The organism is Rhodococcus sp. B50 (assembly GCF_013602415.1).
GTDB lineage: Bacteria > Actinomycetota > Actinomycetes > Mycobacteriales > Mycobacteriaceae > Rhodococcus.
Map to the genome: position 1 here is coordinate 4,841,255 of NZ_WPAG02000002.1, position 23,528 is coordinate 4,864,782.

The following is a 23,528-nucleotide window of genomic DNA, read 5'->3' on the forward strand; positions in this document are numbered from 1 at the left end:
CTGTCTGCCAGAGGGGATCGGTTGCAGAATCGACATGGAGCACTCGACGCGCGTGGAGTGCACCGAGAAAGAAAGGGGCGCGCAGTGGACTCGTTCAATCCGACGACCAAGACCCAGGCCGCACTCACCGCTGCACTTCAGTCGGCGTCCGCTGCGGGCAACCCGGAGATCCGTCCGGCCCACCTGCTCGTGGCGCTGCTCGACCAGGCCGACGGCATCGCCGGCCCGTTGCTCGAAGCAGTGGGTGTCGATCCCGCCGCGGTCCGCAGGGAAGCCGAGGACCTCGTCCGCCGTCTTCCGCAGACCAGTGGGGCGACCACCACACCACAACTCGGCCGCGAAGCGATCGCGGCCATGACGACGGCGCAGAAACTCGCCACCGAACTCACGGACGAATTCGTCTCCACCGAGCACGTCCTCGTCGGTCTTGCGAGCGGCGACTCGGACGTCGCGAAACTGCTCGCCGGACACGGCGCGACGCCGACCGCACTCCGTGACGCGTTCACCACCGTCCGGGGCAACCGTCGTGTGACCAGCGCCGATCCGGAGGCCAGCTACCAGGCGCTCGAGAAGTACTCCACCGATCTGACCGCGCGGGCGCGTGAAGGCAAGCTCGACCCGGTCATCGGCCGCGACAACGAGATCCGTCGCGTCGTGCAGGTGCTGTCGCGGCGTACCAAGAACAACCCGGTTCTCATCGGTGAACCGGGCGTCGGCAAGACGGCGATCGTCGAGGGCCTCGCGCAGCGCGTGGTCGCCGGCGACGTCCCCGAATCGCTGCGTGGCAAGACCGTCATCTCGCTCGATCTCGGCTCGATGGTCGCGGGCGCGAAGTACCGCGGCGAATTCGAGGAACGACTCAAGGCCGTGCTCGACGAGATCAAGGAATCCGCCGGGCAGATCATCACGTTCATCGACGAACTCCACACCATCGTCGGTGCCGGCGCGACCGGCGAGTCGGCGATGGACGCCGGCAACATGATCAAGCCGATGCTCGCCCGCGGTGAGCTGCGGCTCGTCGGTGCCACGACTCTCGACGAGTACCGCAAGTACATCGAGAAGGACGCTGCCCTCGAGCGCCGCTTCCAGCAGGTCCTCGTCGGGGAGCCGAGCGTCGAGGACACCGTCGGCATCCTGCGTGGTCTCAAGGAGCGCTACGAGGTGCACCACGGGGTGCGGATCACCGACTCCGCGCTGGTCGCCGCGGCGACGCTGTCCGACCGCTACATCACGTCGCGGTTCCTGCCCGACAAGGCCATCGACCTCGTCGACGAGGCGGCGTCGCGTCTGCGCATGGAGATCGACTCGCGTCCCGAGGAGATCGACACCGTCGAACGCATCGTCCGGCGCCTCGAGATCGAGGAGATGGCGCTGGAGAAGGAGACCGACGAGGCATCGAAGGAACGCCTCGACAAGCTCCGTTCCGAACTCGCCGACGAACGCGAGAAGCTCAGCCAGCTCACGACGCGCTGGCAGAACGAGAAGACCGCGATCGACTCCGTGCGGGAGGTCAAGGAACAGCTCGAAGCGCTGCGTGGTGAGGAGGAACGCGCCGAACGCGACGGTGATCTCGGTAAGGTCGCCGAACTCCGCTACGGCCGTATCCCCGAACTGCAGAAGAGGCTCGATGCTGCTGCCGAGGCGACCGGTGCGTCGGCCGACGGCGACGTGATGCTCAAGGAAGAAGTCGGGCCCGACGACGTCGCCGACGTCGTCGCGGCGTGGACGGGCATCCCGGCCGGTCGCATGCTCGAAGGCGAGACGGCGAAACTGCTGCGGATGGAAGACGAACTGCGTCGTCGGGTCGTGGGCCAGGACGCCGCGGTGCAGGCCGTCTCCGACGCCGTGCGGCGAGCCCGCGCAGGCGTCGCCGATCCGAACCGTCCGACCGGCTCGTTCCTGTTCCTCGGCCCGACCGGTGTGGGTAAGACGGAACTGGCCAAGGCCCTCGCGGACTTCCTGTTCGACGACGAACGCGCCATGGTGCGGATCGACATGTCCGAGTACAGCGAGAAGCACTCGGTGGCCCGCCTCGTCGGTGCGCCTCCGGGCTACGTCGGCTACGAGGCCGGCGGTCAGCTCACCGAGGCCGTGCGGCGCCGCCCCTACACGGTGGTGCTGTTCGACGAGGTCGAGAAGGCGCATCCCGACGTCTTCGACACGCTGCTGCAGGTGCTCGACGACGGTCGCCTCACCGACGGTCAGGGCCGTACCGTCGACTTCCGCAACACCATCCTGATCCTCACCTCGAACCTCGGTGCGGGTGGCGATCGGGAGCACATCATGGCGGCGGTGCGGGCGGCGTTCAAGCCGGAATTCATCAACCGGCTCGACGACGTCGTGGTCTTCGACCCGCTCTCGGAGGAGCAGCTCGAGAAGATCGTCGACATCCAGCTCGATCAGTTCGCCGCACGCATGTCGGCGCGGCGACTGACACTGGACGTCTCGAGCACCGCGCGGTTCTGGTTGGCGGTGCGCGGCTACGACCCGCAGTACGGTGCGCGTCCGCTGCGTCGCCTCATCCAGCAGGCGGTCGGCGACCAGCTCGCCAAGAAGCTGCTCGGCGGTGAGATCAAGGACGGCGACACCGTCCATGTGGGCGTGAGCGAGGACGGCGATCACCTCGTGATCAGCGCCTGACGGCACCCGTGCGCGTTTCCGGCAGCTCCGGCTACCGGAAACGCGCACGGCCTACTCTGGAAGGCGTTATGACGAATCCCCAGGATCCGCGCACCCCACAGGAACGGGCCTACGCACTCGACGAGTCGTCGAACGGGACGGACGACGACTCGACGCGCGTGCTGCACACCGACGACCCGACCGAAGCGTACGGGCGACCGGTGACCAACCCGACGGTGGCGTACACCCGCTACGAGCAGTGGGGCGCACCGGGGAGCGAGTACCAGCCCACGCAGGCCTATCCCTCGTCCCAGTCTCATCCGTCGCAACAGCCCTATTCGCCGCAACAGGCTTATCCGTCGCAACAGCCGTATCCGCCCCCGCACGGCTATCGGTCCACGCAGGTGTTTCCCGCCCAGGGGCAGCCACCCACGGGCCCGGTGCCCGGCACGGATCCCGGGAAGTCGCCGCGCGGGCCGCGCTGGGGACTGATCGCACTCGCCGCGGTGGTCCTCGTCGCGCTCGGCGGCACCATCGGTTTCCTGCTCAGCCGGCCCGACGACTCCACCTCGCGGGTCGCGTCGGATCGCGCGCCGGCGACCGTCGCGCCACCGCCCACGGCGACCCTTCCGCCGCCGGCCGAGCCGACCACCCCGGGGCTGCCCCTGGACCGGCTCCCGGGCGGACTCGGCGAGGTCATGGGTGATGCGGGCGCGGTCGTGGGCACGATCACCGCGAACGACGGCGGCAGCATCACGCTCGGCGTCATCGGCGGTTCGACCGTCACCGTCGTCCTCACACCCGACACCGAGATCATCACCCTCACCGGTGACACCGCCGACAGTCTCGAGGTCGGAGCGACCGCCGTGGCGACCGGCAGCGCCGTCGACCAGGGGCGCATGACCGCCGAGACCGTCGTCAGCGCGTCCCTCCCATCCTTCGGTGGTTCGGGCCGCTGACCCGCTAGGCTGACTCGACGATGACTGTCATGTGGTTCTCTCTGGCCGCGGTCGCACTCCTGGGTGCGGTCGCGCTGCTCTATGTCGACCGGACACGGCGAGAGCAGTCGGGTCGTATCCGGGAGATCTGGGCCAAGGCACAGGGCTACAAGTACACCTCCGCCGAGGACAACCTGCCGTCCAGCTGGCACCGCGCGGCGCTCGCCAAGCAGGAGTATCTGGGCGCGATCGACATCGTCCGCGGGGTCCGCCGCGGCGAGGAGTTCGTCCTGTTCGACATCGAGGAGACCGCGACGGTCATCGCGGTCCGGCGCAAGGTCGGCTCCGACGTCGACATCGACCTGCGACTGAAGTCGACACCGCCGCCGAAGGACCCGGACATGAACCTGCTCGGCTCCATCGGGCCGCGCATCGTCTTCGCCACCGACCTCGAGATCGCGCGCCGCGTGTGCGATCAGCGGATGGTCGCGTTCACCGAATCCATCCCGGACCACGTGCAGATGCTGTGGAGCGAAGGCGAATGGACCCTCGGATCGATCCCCGTCGGCAGCACCGGCCGCGAGTGGGACTCGGCCATCGAGACGGTGGCCCGGCTCTCCGGCATCCTCCACGTGCTGCCGCCCGTCGTCGAACCCGACGAACTCGATCGCGGCACGCAGGATCCGGGACGCCCGTCCGCGTATCGCTGAGAGACATCGCCGAGAGGTAGTCGCGCACGCTGCGTGTCATTAGTGTGACGGCCATGACTTCCGCCCGACCCGTTGCGCTCGTGACCGGACCCACCTCGGGAATCGGTGCGGGTTTCGCCCGCACCCTCGCCGGTCGTGGTTACGACCTCGTGCTCGTCGCCCGCACCCGTCCCGCCCTCGACGAACTTGCCACCGAACTGAAGCAGAAGTTCGGCGCGTCGTCGGAGATCATCGTCGCGGATCTGGCGACCTCCGAGGGCCGCGACCAGGTCGTCGAGCGGCTCGGGCGCGGGGTCGACATGCTGGTCAACAACGCCGGCTTCGGCACGACCGGCGAGTTCTGGACCGCCGACCCGGCTCTGCTGCAGGCGCAGCTCGACGTCAACGTCACCTCGGTGGTCGCGTTCACCCGCGCCGCGCTCCCGTCGATGATCGAGGCGGGTAAGGGCGACATCGTCAACGTCGCCAGCGTCGCCGGTCTGCTTCCCGGGCGCGGTTCGACCTATTCGGGCAGCAAGGCCTACGTCGTGTCGTTCACCGAGGGGCTGGCCGGTGGACTCGCCGGCACGGGCGTGCGCGTACAGGCGCTGTGTCCCGGATTCGTGCGCACCGAGTTCCACCAGCGCGCCGGGATCGACATGTCGTCCACCCCGAAGCCGATGTGGCTGGACGTCGATCAGGTAGTGCGCACCTCGCTCGCCGACCTCGACAAGGGCAAGGTCCGCAGCATCCCGGGGCTGCAGTACAAAGTGCTCGCGACGGCCGGACGGCTGGTGCCGCAGAACCTCGTGCGGAAGCTGACCAACACCTTCGGCAGCGGCCGCGGCCGCACCTGATCCGCGGCAGATGCACTGACGGCGCGCGTTCGAAGATCACAGTACGGATACACCGCGACGGACACGCCGGGTGCGGTATTCGGCGCGATTCATACGCTGGGTACATTTCTGCGCGTGACGTCTGTGGCTGTGGTGCTCTGTGTTGCTGTCGTGGTTGCGGTGGTGCTGTGGTTGCGCGCAGGCGTGCGCCGTCTGCGGACGCTGCAGCAACGCCATCGGGAGAGCCTTCGGCTGCTCCTCCACGAACTCGACGACCGCTACGATCTCGTGCCCGCGCTCATCGCGGCGTCGGCCGGTGCCGGCGTCGAACGCGAACGCATCCGGCCGGTCGTCGGCGCCCGCTCGCTCGCCATCGGTGTGCGCGACCAGCGTCTGGGCCTGACCGAACGCGCCGGCGCCGAGAACGCACTGTCCGCGACGCTGCACGAGCTCATCAGCGGACTCGAGGGTGTCAATCACTGGCCGTTCATCCGGGTCGCCCGCGAACTGCAGACCCGCGAGCAGCGCATCGCCGGAGCGGTCCGCGTGCACAACGACCTCGGCAGGGCACTCGACACCGCGATCGGCCGATTCCCCACCTCCCTGTTCGCGAAGCTCGCAGCGGTCGGACCGGTCGCGCTGTTCGAGGCGCCCGCGCCCGTCGCCGCACCGGCCCGGACCACCGAGACCTCCGCGTCGACCGAGACCGAGGTCCGGCAGCCCGAGCCGGCATCCGACACCGTCGCTGCCTGACCGGCAGGTCGCAGCGACTAGGCTCGTTCCCCGACACGAGCGCGACCGCACCGGCGTCGCGCCCACGAACGACGGGTGAGGACGCAATGAGTGACCGCGACGAACTGGCAGCACTGGTACGCGAGCTGGCGGTGGTGCACGGCCGCGTGACCCTGTCGTCCGGGAAGGAAGCCGACTACTACGTCGACCTGCGTCGCGCGACCCTGCACCACAAGGCCGGACCGCTGATCGGCACGCTCCTGCGCGAACTCGTCTCCGACTGGGACTTCGACGCCGTCGGTGGCCTCACCATGGGTGCCGACCCGGTCGCCCTCGCCGTCATGCACGCCGCCGGCCGGCCCATCGATGCCTTCGTCGTCCGTAAGGCCGCCAAGGCCCACGGCATGCAGCGGCAGATCGAGGGACCGGACGTGACCGGCAAGCGGGTGCTCGTCGTGGAGGACACAACCACCACCGGCAATTCGCCGCTCACCGCCGTCAAGGCGCTGCGTGAGGCCGGTGCGATCGTCGTGGGTGTCGCGACCGTCGTCGACCGCGCGACCGGCGCCGACGAGGTCATTGCGGCGGAGGGCGTCGAGTACCGCTCCCTGCTCGGCCTGGCCGACCTGGGTCTGGACGACGACGAGTAGTCGCGTGGGGGCGCGGGTCCGGCAGACCGTCACGCATCTCGCGGACGGCCGGGAACTGATCTACTTCGACGACACCGAACCGTTCGTCTCCGGTGCCGCGACCCGCCACCTCCACGACCGCCGCGACCTGCCGCCCGTCGCGGCGACCTCCGAGATGCGCCGCGACCCGCTGACGGGGGAGTGGGTGACCTTCGCGGCGCACCGAATGGACCGCACCTTCCTGCCGTCGGCCGTCGACTGCCCGTTGTGCCCGAGCAGGGCGGGCGCGTGCACCGAGATCCCGGCCGACGACTACGACGTCGTCGTGTTCGAGAACCGGTTCCCGTCGCTCGGGGCACCGTCGACCGGTGAGGATCTCGTCGACGGCGACGGGCTGTGGCCGCGCCGACCGGCGACCGGCCGCTGCGAGGTCGTCGCGTTCACCCCCGACCACGACGCCTGGTTCGCGGACCTCTCCCTGCCCCGGGCGCGCACCGTCATCGATGCGCTCGCCGCCCGCACCGCCGCGCTGTCGCGCCTGCCGGACGTGCGGCAGGTCTTCTGCTTCGAGAACCGCGGTGTGGAAATCGGTGTGACGCTGCAGCATCCGCACGGTCAGATCTACGCCTATCCGTTCGTCCCGCCGCGATCGCAGACTCTGCTGGATCGTGCCCGCGAGCATCGCCTGCGGACCGGCAGGTCGTTGCAGGGCGACATCCTCGACGCCGAACGTGGGGCGGGCACCCGACTCGTGTGGTCCGGCGACACGTGGTCGGCCTACGTCCCTGCCGCGGCCCGCTGGCCCGTCGAGGTGCATCTCGTCCCGCACCGCGACGTCCCGGACCTCGCAGCCCTCGACGAGTGCGAACGCGACGAACTCGCCGTGGTCCATCGCGATCTCCTCGGCCGCGTCGACCGGTTCTTCCCCGGCGTCGACCGCGCCCCCTATATCGCCGCCTGGCATCAGGCACCGGTCGGTGCGGGGCGCGAGGAAGTGCGGTTGTTCTGCCAGATCTTCTCGTTGCGACGGGCCCCGGACAAGCTGAAATATCTCGCGGGATCGGAATCGGCGATGGGCGCGTGGATCAGCGATACCACCCCCGAACGAATCGCGGCACGCCTTCGGGAGGTCGCGACATGAACATCCGGGCGCTGTTCGAAGCGGAATTCGGCGTCGAACCCGAGGGCTCCTGGTGTGCTCCGGGGCGCGTCAATCTCATCGGTGAGCACGTCGACTACGCCGGTGGCCTGTGCCTGCCGATGGCTCTCCCTCAGGTCACCGCCGTGGCGGTGCGCCGCCGCTCCGATCATCTGCTGCGCGTGCGCAGCGCCGGATTCGACGCCGTAGACCTCGATCTGCGCGACCGGCACGTCGACGGCTGGGCCGCCTACGTCGCCGGGGTGATCTGGACGCTCGATCCGCCGGGATTCACCGGCGCCGATATCGCGGTCGCGTCGGACGTGCCGGTCGGAGCGGGACTCTCGTCGTCCGCCGCGCTCGAGACATCGGTTGCGGTGGCACTCGCCGACCTGTGCGGGCTGCCCCTCGACGAGGACGGCCGTGATCGGCTCGCCGCGGCATGCGTGCGCGCGGAGAACGACTACGCCGGGGCACCCACCGGCGGGCTCGACCAGCGGATCGCGCTGCACGCCCGCCCCGGACACGCGCTGCTGCTCGACTTCGCCGACGGCAGCAGCGAACACATCCCGTTCGACGCGGAAGCGCAGGGACTGACCGTGCTGGTCGTCGACACCGGCACCGGGCACCGGCTCGCCGACGGGCAGTACGGAGAGCGTCGTCGTCAGGTCGAGGACGCCACCCGGCTCCTCGGCGTGGAATCCCTGCGCGACGCGCCGTCGGCGGACCCGCTCGGCGATCCCGTCCTGCGTCGCCGCGCCCGGCACGTGATCGACGAGATCGCCCGGGTCCGTGAGGCCGCGGAGTTGTTGCGGGCTGGGCGGATCCGGGACCTCGGTCCGCTGCTCGACGCGTCGCACCGCTCGCTGCGCGACGACTTCGAGGTCAGCTGCCTCGAACTCGACACCGCCGTCGACGCGGCCCTCGCAGCGGGTGCTCTGGGCGCCCGGATGGTCGGGGGCGGCTTCGGCGGGTCGGCGATCGCGTTGTGCGAGAACGATCGCGTCGACCCGGTGCGGCAGGCGGTCGCCGCCGCCGCCGCACGCGGCGACCTTGCGGCACCGACCTTCCTGCGCGCCACGGCGTCCGGCGGTGCGCGCCGCTGCTGATCATCTCCGGGTACTGTGCGCGCATGGGTTGGTTCGATCGGAAGAAGTGGGGCGTCGAGCACGCGGTGTTCGCCGCGGCGTCGGCTGCCACCGTCATCGGTGGGGTGTCCGGGAACGAGAAGCTGCAGCAGCTCGCCAAACCGCTCATCGCGCCCGCGCTCGCCGCGCGGGTGCTGCGCCGATCCCGCGACACCGAGCGCGCCGACACCGCCCTGCTGGTCGCGGGTCTCGCAGCGGCCACCCTCGGCGACATCGCCATGATCCGATCCGACGAGGACCGTCGGATCCTGAGCGGCGCAGCCTGTTTCGGTGTCATGCAGACGGCCTACTCGACGATCCTCGTCCGCCACGGTGCGCGCATGTCGAAGCCGGTCGCGGTGCAACGCGCCGGTGCGCTGGCCGGTGCGGCCGGTCTGCTCGCCGCCCGCAACCGATCGGTGGCCGCGCCGCTGACCGGATACGGTGCGCTGCTCGCCACCACCGCCACCCTCGCCGGCGATCCCGCCCTCGCGCCCGGTGCACAGGTGCGCGCGGGTCTGCCCGTGCCGGGTTCCGACCGGCGGAGTCGGCTCGGGCTGGGCGGGCTGATCTTCACGCTCTCCGACGGCTCCATCGCCGTGCGTCGTACCCTGCTGAAGGACAAGAAGACCCGCGCGGCGGCGGAAGGGTTCGTGCTGGTCACCTACGTCGTGGCCCAGCTGCTGCTCGTGGAAGGACTGCTCGCGCTCAGCCGCCGGTCGCGTTAGGCGCCGCGGGGAGTGCTACGGGTAGAGCACGATCCGGTCGCGGTCGAAGGGGTCCACCCAGATGCTCACGACCTCGCCGGGTGCATAGCGGTGCAGGTTGCGGCGGTCGACCTCGTAGACGACGGTGCCGCGATAGGACTCCGAACCCGGGACCGTGAGTTCGAGGTCGAGCCGGGTCAGCTGTCCGGTCGAGGTGAGATTCAGCGGCGTTGCCGAACGTATGGTCGCCCACCCTTCGTAACCCTCGCGTTCGATCCGGCGCAGGGCCTTCGAACTCCGACCCGCGAGCGCCAGGGACAGGCCGAGCACGGTGCCGTACAGGCAGACGAGGAAGACCACCTGGAAGCCCTCGGTGCCCGGTTCGGAGATCGGCAGGAACAGGTTCAGCCACAACGCGAGAACGACGACATATCCCGCGGTGACGAATGCGACAGTAGCGACGATACGACGATTCACAACTCCTCCGATTCCAGCCTATCCCCGCTCGGCCCCGCCGGCTCCCGCCCGTGATTAGGGTGATGCCATGTCCGCTCCCACCGTGGTCGTCACCGGAGCAGCCGCCGGAATCGGCCGCTCCACCGCCCTGCTCTTCGCCCGTCACGGTTACCGCGTCGGTGCCTTCGACGTCGACACCGCGGGGCTCGCGAGCCTCGCCGACGAGGCCGCCCCGATCACCTCGGGACAGATCGTCACCGGCGTCCTGGACGTCACCGACACCTCCGCGTGGACCCGTGCACTCGAGGAGTTCTGCACCGACGGCCGGCTCGACATCCTCGTCAACAATGCGGGCCTGCTGTCGTCCGGCCCGTTCGAGGACACCCCGGCGAGCCGCCACCGGCAGATCGTCGACGTCAACGTCACCGGTGTCGTCCTCGGCTGCCACGCCGCCTTCCCGTACCTGCGCGACACGCCCGGCGCACAGATCGTGAACATGTGCTCGGCGTCGGCGCTCTACGGACAACCCGACCTCGCCACCTACAGCGCCACCAAGTTCGCGGTGCGGGGCCTGACCGAAGCCCTCGAACTCGAGTGGGCGCGCCACGGCATCAGGGTGCAGGCACTGTGGCCGCTGTTCGTCGACACCCACATGGTCGACGGGTTGGATATCGGCGCGCGGCGCTCCCTCGGGGTGAACCTCGGCGCCGGTGACGTCGCCCGGGCGGTCTTCGACGCGACCCGCCCCACCCGGTGCTCCGCACGGGTGCATCGGCCCGTCGGCCGGCAGGCCACCGTGCTGGCCATGCTCGCCCAGGTGTCGCCCGGATGGGCGAACCGGCTGGTCAACCGGCGCCTGACGGGCCGCTGACGCCGGTCGATAGAGTGACACCCGCACGTCGTCGGGAAGGGTGTTGCGTGAGAATTCGGATGTGGCCGGTCGCAGTCGTCACGGGTGCGGCGCTGTTCGTCGCAGGATGCGGAAGATCCTCGGACGGCACGGGCGCCGACCCCGGAGCGACGTCGACGACCACCGCAGCGAGCTCCTCCACGACCGTCGCCCCGAGCACGACCGAGGAGACGGCACCGTCGTCGACCACCGAGGCGGCCCCTGAGCCGGAGACCTCCCCGGAGGAACCGGCACCGCTCGCGCAGGTCGAGTACCAGCGCAACGAGTCGTACTATTTCAGCAGCCCCGACGGCACCTTCGAATGCGGCATCGTCCGGCTGCCCACCCGCACCGAGGCGGGCTGTGAAGGTCCCACCGATCCGATCCCGCCGCGCCCCGAGGACTGCATGGTCAACTGGGGACTCGGTATCCGCGTGCAGGACTCCGGCGAAGGGGAGTTCGTGTGCTCGGGCGGGCCGGTCTACCTCTCGCCCGACGGTGCGAGCCCCGCCCTGCCACCGGGATCGTCGCTCTCACAGCTCGGGTACACGTGTGCCACCACCGCAGCCGACGTGACCTGTACCAACGACGCCACCGGTCACGGCTTCCGCGTCGCAGCGGGTTCTAACGAAACGTTCTGACGGTGACCGATACGCATTCCGTGCCGGCCGTCGAGGACGTGGCGGGACCCACCGAATGGGGTGAGCACCCGCACGGGGTCGGACCGTGGATCGAGGAGTTCGGCACCGAGCCGCCCACCGACCCGCGATACGACCCCGAGCTGCTCGCCCACGGCGACCGGCGCAACGTCGTCGACGCCTACCGCTACTGGACGCGGGAGGCGATCGTGGAGGACATCGACCGTCGTCGCCACCCGCTGCATGTCGCCATCGAGAACTTCGCCCACGACGCGAACATCGGCACGGTCGTCCGCACCGCCAACGCATTCGCCGTGGGCACCGTGCACATCGTCGGACGACGCCGATGGAACCGGCGCGGAGCGATGGTCACCGACCGCTACCAGCATCTGCTCCACCACGCCGACGTCGACGCCCTCGTCGCCTGGGCGGCCGAGCAGGACCTCGAGATCGTGGCCGTGGACAACACCCCCGGTTCGGTGCGGCTGGAGACGGCGACCCTGCCGCGTCGCTGCCTGCTGTTGTTCGGCCAGGAAGGCCCCGGTGTCACCGAGCAGGCCCGCGATGTTGCGTCGATGACGGTCTCGATCGCCCAGTTCGGCTCCACACGGTCCATCAATGCGGGTGTCGCCGCGGGCATCGCGATGCACGCGTGGATCCGGCAGCACGCCGATTTCTCGGACGCCTGGTAACACCCGACCCGCTTTCCGGGATGAAAGTCGCGCGGACCGTCGTCGGGGCGGCCGCAGGTCGGGCAGTGTGGAGGGTGATGAACACCGCAGCAGCACTCTGGTCGGAACGGGCCGATGCCGCCGAGGGAGCGATCGTGTCGCGGCACGTCCGTAGGCTCTGGGCCCTGCCCGGCACAGCGCTCGGAGTGGTCGGATGGCCGGCCGTTCGTCGTGAGCGACTGTTCTTCTCCTGGCACTACTGGTGGCAGGCGCACCTGATCGACACCGCCGTCGACGCCGCCGAGCGCGACGCCACCCCGCGCCGGCGTCGCCGCGTCGTGCGGCTCGCGCGCACCCACCGCCTCCGCAACATCACCGGCTGGACCAACAACTACTACGACGACATGGCGTGGCTCGGCCTGGCGCTCGAACGTGCCGAACGGCACCTGTACGTCGATCACCGCGGCGCGATCGCCACCCTCGTCGACGAACTCGTCGACGCCTGGCAACCCGAGGGCGGCGGCGGCATCCCGTGGCGCCGGCGCGACACCTTCTTCAACGCCCCCGCGAACGGTCCGGCGGCGCTGCTGCTCGCCCGCACCGGCAAGGTCTACCGCGCGGAGGAGATGGCCGACTGGATCCACGACGTCCTGCTCGACCCCGAGACCGGTCTGGTTCTCGACGGCATCCGCGACGGCGTGCACGAACGCGCGATCTACAGCTACTGCCAGGGCGTGACGCTCGGCCTCGAGACCGAACTGGCCCTGCAACTCGACGACCCTCGCCACCGCCGGCGGGTCCACGTGCTCGTCGCCGCGGTCGACGACCACCTCACCGAACGCAGCGTCGTCACCGGCGGGGGAGGCGGCGACGGGGGATTGTTCAACGGGATTCTGACCCGCTACCTCGCGATGGTCGCCACCACGCTGCCCGTCGTGGACGGCGACGACGTCCGCGCCCGCAATGTCGCGGCACGCATCGTGCTGGCGTCGGCGGAGGCCGCCTGGGAGAACCGACTGCAGGTCGAGGAACTGCCCGTCTTCGGACGTGATTGGTCGCGGCAGGCGCGGCTGCCCGGCCTCGGCACCTCGGTCGCGCGGTTCGCGGGCGGCACGGTCCGCGAGTCGGCCGTACCCGAACGCGACATGTCCGTGCAGCTCGGCGGCTGGATACTCATGGAAGCAGCCCACGCCGTCGCGGCGTCCCGGTCCTGATACGGAAGAAGGTGGATTCTCTCCCGTTCGTTCGACGGGAGAGAATCCACCCTCCGGGGTGTGGGGAGCGTTCCTGGCTGGACCGCTCCTCGGACTCGTCCTACTTGGACTCGATGCGGTTGATCGGCATGGTCGCGTCGTCGACCTCGGCAGCCGGCGTCTGAGCGTTCTTGGCCCGACGCGCGCTGAGCACGCGCTTGCCGACCTCGGTGATGATCGGGATCACCGAGACGAACACGATGCCCAGGAAGATGATGTCGATGTTGTCGGCGATGAAGCCGATCTGTCCCAGCAGGTAGCCGAGCAACGTCACGCCGGCGCCCCACACGATGCCGCCGATGATGTTGTAGGTGATGAACACGCGGTAGGGCATCTTCGCGGCGCCCGCGACGAGCGGGGCGTAGGTGCGCACGATCGGCACGAAACGTGCCAGGAAGATCATCGCGGGTCCGTGGCGCAGGAAGAATCGGTGCGCTTCGTCGATGTAGGCCTGCTTGAAGAGCTTCGCATCCGGCTTGAACAGCTTGGTTCCGCCCCTCGCGCCGATGAGATAGCCGACCTGGTCGCCGAGGACCGCCGCGATCGGGATCGTCACCATCAGCACCCACAGCGGGGCGAACGGTTCGACCTCCGCCGATTTGGCCGCCGCGATCAGGCCCGCGGTGAACAGCAGCGAGTCGCCGGGCAGCAGCGGGAACAGCAGGCCGGATTCGATGAACACCACGAGCAACAGCCCGATGAGCATCCAGGTACCGAACGAATTGAGTAGATTGACAGGATCCAGAAACCCCGGTAGCAGGGCCAGATTGGTCACGGACTCCGAGGCTTCGAGCACAGTCACGCGATCCAGGGTACCGGCGGCGTCCATCTCTTCCCGAATCTCGACACCCACCGGGACGGCCCGAGTATCGAACAGGCGTGTCACTTGACATACTGCAAGGACAACCCGGGCACCCACCACATCCCGGTGGGATGCCGATCGACTCTCATCTGGAGGACAGCCGCTGTGCCTATCGCGACTCCCGAGGTCTACGCCGAGATGCTGGCCCGCGCCAAGGAGCACTCCTTCGCGTTCCCGGCGATCAACTGCACCTCGTCCGAAACGATCAACGCCGCCATCAAGGGCTTCGCGGACGCCGGCAGCGACGGCATCATCCAGTTCTCGACCGGTGGTGCCGAGTTCGGCTCGGGCCTGGGTGTGAAGGACATGGTCACCGGTGCCGTCGCGCTCGCCGAGTTCGCGCACGTCGTCGCCGAGAAGTACGACGTGACCATCGCCCTCCACACCGACCACTGCCCGAAGGACAAGCTCGACGGCTTCGTCCGTCCGCTCATCGCGATCTCCCAGGAGCGCGTGAACAACGGACAGAACCCGCTGTTCCAGTCGCACATGTGGGACGGCTCTGCCGTTCCGATCGACGAGAACCTCGAGATCGCGCAGGAGCTCCTCGCTGCCGCCAAGGCCGCGAAGATCATCCTCGAGATCGAGATCGGTGTCGTCGGCGGTGAAGAGGACGGCGTCGAGAACGCCATCAACGACAAGCTCTACACCACGGTCGAGGACTTCGAGAAGACCGTCGACGCGCTCGGCGCCGGCGACCAGGGTCAGTACCTGCTCGCCGCGACCTTCGGCAACGTCCACGGCGTCTACAAGCCGGGCAACGTCAAGCTCAAGCCGTCCGTCCTCGCCGAAGGCCAGGCCGTCGCGTCGAAGAAGCTGGGTCTGCCGGAGGGCTCGAAGCCGTTCGACCTCGTCTTCCACGGCGGTTCGGGCTCGCTGAAGTCGGAGATCGACGAGGCGCTGAGCTACGGCGTCGTGAAGATGAACGTCGACACCGACACGCAGTACGCGTTCACCCGCCCGATCGCGGCACACATGTTCAGCAACTACGACGGTGTGCTCAAGATCGACGGCGAGGTCGGCAACAAGAAGGTCTATGACCCGCGCAGCTACCTCAAGAAGGCCGAGGCGTCCATGACGCAGCGTGTCATCGAGGCCTGCAACGACCTCAAGTCGGCGGGACGCTCGGTCTCGGCCAAGTAGCACCCACCGCTACACGAAGGGCGCCGACGTTCTCGTCGGCGCCCTTCGTCGTCCGGTCGGTGTGCAGTTGTCGTCGCGACACGCCGAGCGCACTCGACGACTTCTGCGCGTTCGGCACTGCCGTTGTTCAGGGCTGCCGTTATTCGCTGCAGACCTTCCACTGCTCGCCGTCGAGGGCGAGATCGAAGGTGCGGTCGGTGACATCGGACGGATTGTTCGCGGTGTGCGCGGTGACCTGGGCGATCGCGGTGCCGTCGGTGATCTGGATGCGATCGACGCTCGTCACCACCGGGATCTCGCCCTGCTCGACGGCGAGCCGATGGATGTCGCGGAAGTTCTGCGGTTCGACCGTCGCGTAGAAGTCGGAGAGCGCTCCGCAGGTCGATTTCTGCAGGGTCGCGAGGTCGCCCGATTCGAGTGCTCCGACGAAGGTGTCGATGCTCGAGCGGATGCGGCTCTCGGGGGAGTTGTCGGCGCGTTCCTGCAGGAACACCACCACCGCGGCCACGACGATCGCCACGACTACCAGCGCGGCTGCGGCCCCGGCGGCTCCCAGCCACCGTCCGCGTCCTTTGTCACGTGCGGGCGGGATGCGCGTGGGTGTGGGCTGGACGGCCACCCGGACGGGTTCGGGCCGCGCCGGCGGTTCCTCGCCGCGCGGCGCGATGCGCTGCGGTGGCGCCTTGGGCACATGGTTGCGGACCGGGATCTGCACCGTCGGCGCATCGGCGACGTCGGGCGCGGGTTCGGGCGCCGGGCGGGACTCGACGGCCTCCTGCTCGACGACGGGCAGCGCCACGGTCTCGTCCGTGGCGATGCTCTCGTTCGTGTCGCGCTCGTCCGTGTCGGCTGTCTCGTCCATATCCGCATCCGGGGGCGTGGCGTCGGAGTCCGGCTTCCCGGTGTCGTCGGCAGGCTCGTTCTCCGTGTCCCCGTCCGGTGTTCCGACATCCGGGGTCGTCGAAGTCTTCTCGGGTGTCTCTTCGTTCTTCGGGTCCGACAACGTGCTGCACCTCGCTCGACGGCCTGCGGTTACCCGGGGACTCTATCGAGCCTTCACGACGGGAGGGCAGAATGACCCCATGACGTCTTTCGGTGATCTTCTCGGCCCGCAGCCCACCCTGCTCCCCGGCGACGACGACGCGGAGTCGGCCCTGCTGAACAACGAGGACCCGGCGAAGGTCGCAGCCGACCATCCCACAGCCTCGATCGCATGGGCTTATCTCGCCGAGGCCGCACTCGATCGTGGTGAGACGATCCAGGCCTACGCCTACGCACGCACCGGCTACCACCGCGGTCTCGACCAGCTGCGTCGCAACGGCTGGAAGGGCTTCGGTCCCGTGCCCTACAGCCACGAACCCAACCGCGGTTTCCTCCGTTGCGTCGCCGTGCTCGCCCGGGCAGCGAAGACGATCGGTGAGACGGACGAGCACGCCCGCTGCCTGGACCTGCTCGAGGACTGCGACCCGCGGGCAGCGGAAGCTCTGGGCGTCGAATAGACACCGCTGAATGTCTGCGGCGAACAAGCGCCGCCCCACTCGTCAGGGGGTTCGCACACGCCTGTCGGATTCGGCCGGGCGGTTGCGCTCGTCCGCGCTGCCGATCGTGCAGTGCGCTCTGGCGGCCGGGTTGGCGTGGTGGGTGGCGAAGGATCTCGTCGGCCACCCCCAACCCTTCTTCGCTCCGATCGCGGCGGTCGTCTCGCTCGGCCTGTCGCTCGGGGCGCGGATGCGGCGTTCCGTCGAGTTGGTGTGCGGCGTCACCGTCGGCATCGGTGTGGGCGACCTGATCGTCTCTCTCATCGGTAGTGGACCGTGGCAGATCGCACTGGTCGTGATGATGGCGATGGGTACCGCTGTGGCGCTCAACAGCGGCCCGATCTTCTCGATGCAGGCGGGTAATTCCGCGGTGCTCGTCGCCACCCTTCTGCCGCCCGGCGGCACCGGGGGTGTCGACCGTATGGTCGACGCTCTCATCGGTGGGCTCACGGGGATCGCAGTGGTCGCGCTCATTCCCACGCATCCGGTGCGGCGGGCGCGTCGCAATGCGGCCGAGATCCTCGCCACCGCGAGCGAGGTACTGCGCAAGGTGGAGTCCGGCCTCGTCGAGAACAATCCGAAACCGATCGAGGAAGCGCTGCGGCAGGCCCGCGCCACCCAGCCCGCGATCGACGCGATGCGATCCAACCTCAAGGGCGGCAAGGAGATCAGCCGGATCTCGCCGCTGTACTGGAACAGCCGCAAGCGTCTCGCGGTCCTGACGGCTGCCGCCGACCCGATCGATCACGCGATGCGCAATATCCGCGTGCTCGCGCGACGTTCCCTGACTCTCGTCCGCGACGACGAGATCCTCGACTCGCGGCTGGTGCACCGTTTCGTCGAGGTCGCCGACGCCGTGGACGTCCTTCGTGAGATGGTTCTGGCCGAGCCGGGGGAGCAGCCCGACCAGGCCGAAGCCGCGCGGGTGCTGCGCAGCGTCGCGAAGAAGATGGGTCCGGAACTGGTCGCTGGGGCGGGGGTGTCGGCGACCGTCGTGTTCGCGCAGATGAGGTCGTTGATCGTGGACCTGCTGCAGACCGCCGGACTCAAGCGGATCTCCGCGATCGCCACCCTTCCTCCCACAGTCGAACACCCGGCCTACGAACCGGACGAATGAGGCCTCGGGCCCGGCCGGACGGCAGGCCGTTGAAACATATGCGCATTCATGCATACGATGGCCCGAAGTTCGGAGAGGGAGATCGATGGGTTCGGGTCACGGGCACTCACACGGCGTCGGCCACGGTCACGGCCGGGGCGCCGGTCCCACGCGCGGCGTCATCCGACGCATGGCCTCCGCGCTGGGCATCCTCGGCGCGTTCTTCGTGCTCGAGGCGTTCGTCGGGCTCCTGATCGGATCCCTCGCGCTCCTCGCCGACGCGGGCCACATGCTCACCGACGTCGTCGGGGTGTCCATGGGCATGGTCGCCCTCATCCTGGCCCGGCGCGGAAGTGCCGCCGCATCGCGCACTTTCGGCTGGCACCGCGCCGAGGTCCTCACCGCGATGGTGAACGCAGCACTGCTGCTCGGCGTCGCAGGCTGGGTCTTCTACGAGGCGATCGACCGCATCGGGGACGCCCCCGAACTCCCCGGATTCCCCATGATCGTCACCGCCCTCGCGGGACTCGCCGCCAACATCGTCGTGATGCTCATGCTCCGGGCCGACGCGAAGGACAGCATCGCGGTGCGCGGCGCCTACATGGAGGTACTCGCCGACGCCGTCGGATCGGTCGGCGTCCTCATCGCGGGCGCACTCGTCATGATCTTCGGCTGGAGCCTCGCGGACGTCGTCGTCGGTGTGCTCATCTCCCTGTGGGTCGTGCCGCGCGCACTGCGACTGGCCGCCGAGTCGCTCCGGATCCTCACCCAGACCTCGCCCGCGCACCTCGACGTCGACCTCCTGCGCACCGACCTGCTCGCGCTGCCCGGTGTGTGCGGCGTGCACGACCTGCACGTGTGGACGCTGACCACCGGTATGGACGTCGCCACCGTGCATCTCGTCAGCGACCACGACCCTCAGTGGATCCTCGACTCGGCGCGCACCGCGCTGTCGTCGCACGGCCTCGAGCACGCGACCGTCCAGGTCGAGTCGACCGTCGACGGGAAGCAGTGCGAGAAGGACGTCACCTGGTAGCTCACCGCGGGAATCGGTTCGGACGCAACGTCCACCGACCCGGCCGGCCGTGCAACCGGACGACGTCCAGCGGCCGCACGTCGACCCGCCAGAAGGCGGCCGCCGGAGCGTCGAGAGCGCACACCGTCGCGGCCCGGACGACCGCGGGGTGCGTCACCGCTGCGACGCGTTCGTAGCCGTCGTCCCGTGCCGCCAGCCAGGTGCGGACCCGGCCGAGCAGGTCCACGACGGATTCGCCGCCGTGCGGTGCTGCCGCCGGATCGGTCAGCCATTCCTCCAGCTCGCTCTCGGGTACGTCGTCCATCGCGGTTCCGGCCCACGTGCCGTAGTCGAGCTCGCGTAGGGCGGGGTCGATCTCGGCGGGGAACCCGAAGGCACGGACGGTGTCGTTCGTGCGTCGCTCCGGTGCACACACCCACCGATCGACGACCGGTGCGGAGGCGCGCTCGAATTCGCGCCGGCCTCTTTCCGAGATCGGCTCGTCGCAGGGAAATCGGGCCTGCTCCGTCGCAAGGGTGGATGCGTGTGCGACGAGAAACAATCGGGTCACGGCAGGTATGTCCTTTCCGCTTGACATCGTCGACCGAGCGGTGCGAAGGTTCGTCGGTAAAGATGTGCCGAGGTGTAGGCAATCCGGTGGGAAGCCGGAGCGGTCGCGCCACTGTAACCGGAGAACACGAGATCTCCGGAAGCCAGAAAACTCCCGCGGCGCATGACGGAATCGAATGGGACGCGAAATCCCTGGAGGATTGTCATGGCTGTTGTCCATACGCCCGACGAGTCGCTCGGCGCTGCCGCACTCGCAGTCGCTCTCGCCGCAGTGATCGTGGCGGCATTTCTCGTTCTCTATCTGGTCGGATTCGATCAGGGCGCGATCTCGCGCACCGGCATGTTCATGCACGAACTGATGCACGACGGCCGGCATCTGCTCGGTCTTCCGTGCCATTGAGAACGGGAACCACGATGCCCGGAACCTACATCCAGTTGTTGCGCAGGGGCCTGCTCGCCGGACTCGTCGCGGGTCTGCTCGCGGGCGGTGTCGCCTTCGTCGTCGGCGAACCCCACATCGAATCGGCGATCGCACTCGAAGAAGCTGCGGGCGAGGCACATTCGCACGATCATGATCACGCGACGGCCGCGGGTGAATCCCACGGTCACAGTCACGGCGACGATGCGCTCGTCGGTCGTACCGGTCAGAAGGCCGGGTTGTTCCTCGCGACCGGCCTGGCAGGTCTCGCACTCGGTGCCCTCTATGCGTCGGTGCTGCACTTCGCGCGCCGTCTCACCGACATGCCGGGCTGGAAGCTCGGGCTGGTCGGTGCGGCCGGGGCGTGGCTGGCGGTCGAAGCGATTCCGTTCCTGAAGTATCCGGCCAACCCGCCGGCCGTCGGCGATCCCGACACGATCGATCAGCGCACTCTGCTGTGGCTCGCCGCGGTCGTCCTCGGACTCGTCGCGATCGCCGTTGCCGTGGCGGTGGCCAAGGCACTCGCCACCCAGGATCTGCACACCGTCCGCATCGCCGGTCCTGTACTCGCTTTCCTCCTCGTAGTGGGTCCGGGATATCTCGTGCTGCCGAGGGTCGACGAGGTCGGAGCAGATTTCCCCGCGACGCTGCTGTGGGAGTTCCGGGTCGCGTCGTTCACCGTGCAGCTCACTCTGTGGGCGACGCTGGGCCTGGTCTTCGCGTACCTCACCGAACGCGCCTCCCGTCGCGCGCCGATCCCGGCCTGACCGCATGGGTTCGGGTCTGCTCGTCGCCGGAACGACGTCGGATGCAGGGAAATCTGTCGTCGTCACCGGCGTCTGCCGATCCTTGTCGCGGCGCGGCCTGAAAGTCGCGCCGTTCAAGGCACAAAACATGTCGAACAACTCGATGGTGACGAGCGAGGGTGCGGAGATCGGTCGTGCCCAATGGATCCAGGCGGTGGCCGCGCGTGCGATCCCCGAGGCCGCGATGAACCCGGTGCTGCTCAAACCCGGCAGCGACCGGCGCAGTCACGTCGTCGTGCTCGGCCGGCCGGCCGGTGCGCTGGAAGCAGGCGAGTTCGCCGGTGGTCGACGGCATCTCGCCGAGGCCGCGTTCGGCGCGTTCGACGATCTCCGCGACCGGTACGACGTGGTGGTGTGCGAAGGTGCCGGTAGTGTGGCCGAGATCAACCTGCGTGCCCACGACTACGTGAACATGGGTCTGGCGCAGCATGGTTCGATGCCGACCGTCGTCGTCGGCGACATCGATCGCGGTGGTGTGTTCGCATCGATGTACGGGACGCTGGCCCTGCTCGATGCTGCGGATCAACAGTTGGTCCGCGGCTTCGTGATCAACAAGTTCCGTGGCGACGTCTCGCTCCTGAAACCTGGGCTGGATTCGCTCGAACAGCTCACCGGCCGCCCGGTATTGGGTGTGCTGCCGTGGCAACGCGACCTGTGGCTCGATTCCGAGGACTCGCTCGCCCTCACCTCCCGTCCCGCTCACGACGGCGACGGCGCTGTGACCATCGGCGTCGTGATGCTGCCGCGCGTCAGCAATTTCACGGACGTCGACGCGTTGTGCCTGGAGCCGGACGTGCGGGTCCGTTTCGTCGACGATCCTCGGGCGCTCGCCGGAGCCGATGTGGTGATCGTGCCCGGAACCCGCGCGACCCTGGCGGATCTCGCGTGGCTTCGTTCGCGGGGTCTCGACACCGCGATCGTCGAACACGCGAGCCGGGGATACCCGGTCCTCGGTATCTGTGGGGGATTCCAGATGCTCGGCACGCACATCGACGACCCGTGCGGTGTCGAAGGTGTGGCCGGCGCGAACGCGACGGGCCTCGGACTGCTCCCTGTGCGAACCACATTCGGCCCGGAGAAGGTTCTGCGGTTACCCAGGGGTTCGGCATTGGATGCGGCTGCCTCCGGATACGAGATCCATCACGGACGCATCACCGTCGACGGCGGCACGGATTTCCTCGGTGGCGCCCGTGTGGGTTCGGTGTTCGGCACCATGTGGCACGGCGCCCTCGAAGGGGACGCTCTGCGGTGGGCATGGCTGCGCGAGGTCGCTGCGGCGGTCGGCCGCGAGATCCGTACCGGCGAAGTGAGTTTCCCGGCAGCGCGCGAGTCCCGCATCGAGGCACTCGCCGACCTCGTCGACGAGCACCTCGACATGGATGCCCTGCTCGACATGCTGTCCGACGAGCGGACCCTGCCGGTGTTGAAGGGGACTCTGCGATGACGGTCCTGATCCTGGGCGGAACCGGTGAAGCACGCGCTCTCGCCGCTGCTCTGGACGACGACGCGATCGAGTTCGAGTCCTCGCTCGCAGGCCGGGTCCGCAACCCGCGCCTGCCCGTCGGCCCGGTGCGCATCGGAGGGTTCGGTGGTGCCGAGGGCCTCGCCCGGTACCTGAACGAGCGCGGTATCCGAGCCGTCGTCGACGCCACCCATCCGTTCGCCGCCGGCATCAGTGCGAACGCCGCTGCGGCCTGCGCCGCTGTAAACGTGCCGTTGCTGCGTCTGCAGCGACCCGGCTGGCACGACCGGCACGGCCGGTGGACATGGGCCGACGACCACCACGCCGCCGCGGAAGCCGCCGCGACCGGCCGGCGGATCTTCCTCAGTACGGGACGGCAGACTCTCGACCGCTTCGTCGGACCGCTCGTTGCGCACGACGTGCTCGTGCGCGTGGTCGACCCGCTCGCGATCGAACTGCCACCGAATTGGTCCGTGCTGCTCGGACGCGGCCCCTACGACAGGGACGACGAACGGAGTCTGTTGCTCGACAACAGCATCGACACCCTCGTCACGAAGGACTCGGGTGGTTCGCTCACCCGCGGCAAACTCGACGCCGCGGACGAGTTGGGCGTACGCGTGATCGTCGTGCGCCGGCCTGCCGCACCCCGCGGGGTCGCCACGGTGGATTCCGTGGCGACGGCGCGGGACTGGGTTCTCCGAGTCGCGGAGGTCAGACCTGCGGACCTTCGGAACGCAGATCGTCGACCTTCTTCATCGCTTCCCGCAGCTCCTGGAGCCACTGCTCCGAGTGCTGACCTACGAGCCTGACGGTCCACTTCAGCGCGTCGGAACGGGACCGTGCGACCCCCGCGTCGACGAGGGTGTCGAGCACCTTCCGCTCGGGTTGACGCAGCCGCGTCATGACCGGGACGGCGAGGTGGGTGAACAGGACCGTCCGGTCGCCGACCTTCACGCCCCAGGCCACCTTGCGGCCGTAACGGGCCTCGGCCTCGTCGGCGATGCGCATCCGGTCGGCGCGTGTGGTCTCGCGGAATCGAGCGATACGTCCGTCGATCTCGGTGTCGCTCGTGCCGTCGGGCACCCCGAGGGTGCCGACGACGAAGATCTCCTCCCTGTCGATCTCGATGTCGGGTTGTCCGGTGAACCAGTCGTCGGGGAGCCTGCCGGCGAACCACTCGGCGGCGTCGCTCGCGTCGGGGATATCGGCCTGTTGCCAGCCGCCCGGTCGTCCGAATCCGTGGATGTGTGAATGTCGCATGATGTCCTCCCTGGGACGCGACGATGCGTGCGTGTT

At 68.9% G+C, this 23,528-nt stretch carries 26 protein-coding genes and 1 riboswitch; of the genes, 21 read left to right on the forward strand and 5 right to left on the reverse strand.

What is annotated here, in order from left to right:
• The first annotated feature begins 84 nt into the window (after positions 1 to 84).
• From clpB to GON09_RS22550, 9 genes are all read left to right on the forward strand, one after another.
• On the forward strand, positions 85 to 2,640 hold the full coding sequence (gene clpB / locus GON09_RS22510; RefSeq protein WP_213933816.1) for an ATP-dependent chaperone ClpB: 2,556 nt from the start codon (positions 85 to 87) through the stop codon (positions 2,638 to 2,640).
• A gap of 68 nt (positions 2,641 to 2,708) precedes the next feature.
• The gene (locus tag GON09_RS22515; RefSeq protein ID WP_213933817.1) at positions 2,709 to 3,578 is read left to right on the forward strand and encodes a hypothetical protein; all 870 of its coding nucleotides are present in this window, start codon (positions 2,709 to 2,711) and stop codon (positions 3,576 to 3,578) included.
• A gap of 29 nt (positions 3,579 to 3,607) precedes the next feature.
• Positions 3,608 to 4,267 (forward strand): hypothetical protein, encoded by a 660-nt coding sequence (locus tag GON09_RS22520; RefSeq protein ID WP_213933818.1) that lies wholly within the window; start codon positions 3,608 to 3,610, stop codon positions 4,265 to 4,267.
• A gap of 53 nt (positions 4,268 to 4,320) precedes the next feature.
• Positions 4,321 to 5,103, forward strand: a complete 783-nt coding sequence (locus GON09_RS22525) for an SDR family NAD(P)-dependent oxidoreductase (protein ID WP_213933819.1) — start codon at positions 4,321 to 4,323, stop codon at positions 5,101 to 5,103.
• A 159-nt stretch (positions 5,104 to 5,262) separates the two neighbouring features.
• On the forward strand, positions 5,263 to 5,835 hold the full coding sequence (locus GON09_RS22530) for a LemA family protein (RefSeq protein ID WP_213934593.1): 573 nt from the start codon (positions 5,263 to 5,265) through the stop codon (positions 5,833 to 5,835).
• Between the two features lie 86 nt (positions 5,836 to 5,921).
• Entirely contained in the window at positions 5,922 to 6,464 is a 543-nt protein-coding gene (pyrE, locus tag GON09_RS22535; RefSeq protein ID WP_213933820.1) for an orotate phosphoribosyltransferase, read from the forward strand.
• A gap of 4 nt (positions 6,465 to 6,468) precedes the next feature.
• Positions 6,469 to 7,584: a galactose-1-phosphate uridylyltransferase gene (galT, locus tag GON09_RS22540; protein WP_213933822.1), complete on the forward strand. Its 1,116-nt coding sequence runs from the start codon at positions 6,469 to 6,471 to the stop codon at positions 7,582 to 7,584.
• Positions 7,581 to 8,690 (forward strand): galactokinase, encoded by a 1,110-nt coding sequence (galK, locus tag GON09_RS22545; RefSeq protein WP_213933823.1) that lies wholly within the window; start codon positions 7,581 to 7,583, stop codon positions 8,688 to 8,690. Before galT ends, galK begins: the two co-directional genes overlap by 4 nt.
• A 23-nt stretch (positions 8,691 to 8,713) precedes the next feature.
• On the forward strand, positions 8,714 to 9,436 hold the full coding sequence (locus GON09_RS22550) for a lysoplasmalogenase family protein (protein WP_213933824.1): 723 nt from the start codon (positions 8,714 to 8,716) through the stop codon (positions 9,434 to 9,436).
• Between the two features lie 15 nt (positions 9,437 to 9,451).
• Here the strand turns inward: GON09_RS22550 and GON09_RS22555 are convergent, their stop codons facing one another.
• Complete coding sequence (locus GON09_RS22555) at positions 9,452 to 9,892, reverse strand: hypothetical protein (RefSeq protein ID WP_213933825.1); 441 nt, start codon at positions 9,890 to 9,892, stop codon at positions 9,452 to 9,454.
• A 67-nt stretch (positions 9,893 to 9,959) separates the two neighbouring features.
• On the opposite strand from GON09_RS22555, the gene GON09_RS22560 reads away from it, so the two are divergent.
• From GON09_RS22560 to GON09_RS22575, 4 genes are all read left to right on the forward strand, one after another.
• Entirely contained in the window at positions 9,960 to 10,742 is a 783-nt protein-coding gene (locus GON09_RS22560) for an SDR family oxidoreductase (protein ID WP_213933826.1), read from the forward strand.
• 59 nt (positions 10,743 to 10,801) lie between these two features.
• Entirely contained in the window at positions 10,802 to 11,401 is a 600-nt protein-coding gene (locus GON09_RS22565) for a hypothetical protein (protein WP_213934594.1), read from the forward strand.
• Positions 11,402 to 11,403: 2 nt separating this feature from the next.
• Positions 11,404 to 12,090, forward strand: a complete 687-nt coding sequence (locus GON09_RS22570; RefSeq protein ID WP_213933827.1) for a TrmH family RNA methyltransferase — start codon at positions 11,404 to 11,406, stop codon at positions 12,088 to 12,090.
• A 77-nt stretch (positions 12,091 to 12,167) separates the two neighbouring features.
• Positions 12,168 to 13,283 carry a glycoside hydrolase family 76 protein gene (locus GON09_RS22575; protein ID WP_213933828.1) on the forward strand — a complete coding sequence of 372 codons (1,116 nt, stop codon included), beginning with the start codon at positions 12,168 to 12,170 and terminating at the stop codon, positions 13,281 to 13,283.
• Positions 13,284 to 13,383: 100 nt separating this feature from the next.
• Here the strand turns inward: GON09_RS22575 and GON09_RS22580 are convergent, their stop codons facing one another.
• Positions 13,384 to 14,151, reverse strand: coding sequence for a VTT domain-containing protein (locus GON09_RS22580; protein ID WP_213934595.1), 768 nt, complete (start codon positions 14,149 to 14,151; stop codon positions 13,384 to 13,386).
• 138 nt (positions 14,152 to 14,289) lie between these two features.
• Here GON09_RS22580 and fbaA point away from each other — a divergent pair, with 138 nt between their 5' ends.
• Positions 14,290 to 15,327, forward strand: a complete 1,038-nt coding sequence (gene fbaA, locus GON09_RS22585; RefSeq protein ID WP_213933829.1) for a class II fructose-bisphosphate aldolase — start codon at positions 14,290 to 14,292, stop codon at positions 15,325 to 15,327.
• A gap of 139 nt (positions 15,328 to 15,466) precedes the next feature.
• On the opposite strand, the gene GON09_RS22590 is transcribed toward fbaA, so the two are convergent.
• The gene (locus GON09_RS22590) at positions 15,467 to 16,330 is read right to left on the reverse strand and encodes an Rv0361 family membrane protein (RefSeq protein WP_213933830.1); all 864 of its coding nucleotides are present in this window, start codon (positions 16,328 to 16,330) and stop codon (positions 15,467 to 15,469) included.
• Between the two features lie 79 nt (positions 16,331 to 16,409).
• On the opposite strand from GON09_RS22590, the gene GON09_RS22595 reads away from it, so the two are divergent.
• From GON09_RS22595 to GON09_RS22605, 3 genes are all read left to right on the forward strand, one after another.
• Complete coding sequence (locus tag GON09_RS22595) at positions 16,410 to 16,826, forward strand: DUF3151 domain-containing protein (RefSeq protein ID WP_213933831.1); 417 nt, start codon at positions 16,410 to 16,412, stop codon at positions 16,824 to 16,826.
• A 10-nt stretch (positions 16,827 to 16,836) separates the two neighbouring features.
• Positions 16,837 to 17,982, forward strand: a complete 1,146-nt coding sequence (locus GON09_RS22600) for an FUSC family protein (RefSeq protein WP_213933832.1) — start codon at positions 16,837 to 16,839, stop codon at positions 17,980 to 17,982.
• Positions 17,983 to 18,067: 85 nt separating this feature from the next.
• Positions 18,068 to 18,997 (forward strand): cation diffusion facilitator family transporter, encoded by a 930-nt coding sequence (locus tag GON09_RS22605; RefSeq protein ID WP_213933833.1) that lies wholly within the window; start codon positions 18,068 to 18,070, stop codon positions 18,995 to 18,997.
• A gap of 1 nt (position 18,998) precedes the next feature.
• On the opposite strand, the gene GON09_RS22610 is transcribed toward GON09_RS22605, so the two are convergent.
• Positions 18,999 to 19,547 (reverse strand): histidine phosphatase family protein, encoded by a 549-nt coding sequence (locus tag GON09_RS22610; protein ID WP_213933834.1) that lies wholly within the window; start codon positions 19,545 to 19,547, stop codon positions 18,999 to 19,001.
• Positions 19,548 to 19,576: 29 nt separating this feature from the next.
• Positions 19,577 to 19,716, forward strand: a riboswitch (cobalamin riboswitch).
• Positions 19,717 to 19,751: 35 nt separating this feature from the next.
• Between GON09_RS22610 and GON09_RS22615 the strand changes: the two genes are divergently transcribed.
• From GON09_RS22615 to GON09_RS22630, 4 genes are read left to right on the forward strand one after another with little or no spacing between them, the layout of a single operon-like run.
• The gene (locus GON09_RS22615; protein ID WP_213933835.1) at positions 19,752 to 19,946 is read left to right on the forward strand and encodes a CbtB domain-containing protein; all 195 of its coding nucleotides are present in this window, start codon (positions 19,752 to 19,754) and stop codon (positions 19,944 to 19,946) included.
• Positions 19,947 to 19,960: 14 nt separating this feature from the next.
• Positions 19,961 to 20,731 (forward strand): CbtA family protein, encoded by a 771-nt coding sequence (locus GON09_RS22620; RefSeq protein ID WP_213933836.1) that lies wholly within the window; start codon positions 19,961 to 19,963, stop codon positions 20,729 to 20,731.
• 4 nt (positions 20,732 to 20,735) lie between these two features.
• Complete coding sequence (locus tag GON09_RS22625) at positions 20,736 to 22,214, forward strand: cobyric acid synthase (protein WP_213933837.1); 1,479 nt, start codon at positions 20,736 to 20,738, stop codon at positions 22,212 to 22,214.
• Positions 22,211 to 23,041, forward strand: a complete 831-nt coding sequence (locus GON09_RS22630; protein ID WP_213933838.1) for a cobalt-precorrin-6A reductase — start codon at positions 22,211 to 22,213, stop codon at positions 23,039 to 23,041. Before GON09_RS22625 ends, GON09_RS22630 begins: the two co-directional genes overlap by 4 nt.
• Here the strand turns inward: GON09_RS22630 and GON09_RS22635 are convergent.
• A complete protein-coding gene (locus GON09_RS22635) occupies positions 22,944 to 23,492 on the reverse strand; it encodes a hypothetical protein (protein WP_213933839.1) in 549 nt (182 codons plus the stop codon). The two genes, GON09_RS22630 and GON09_RS22635, sit on opposite strands and share 98 nt — an antisense overlap.
• Positions 23,493 to 23,528 lie beyond the last annotated feature (36 nt).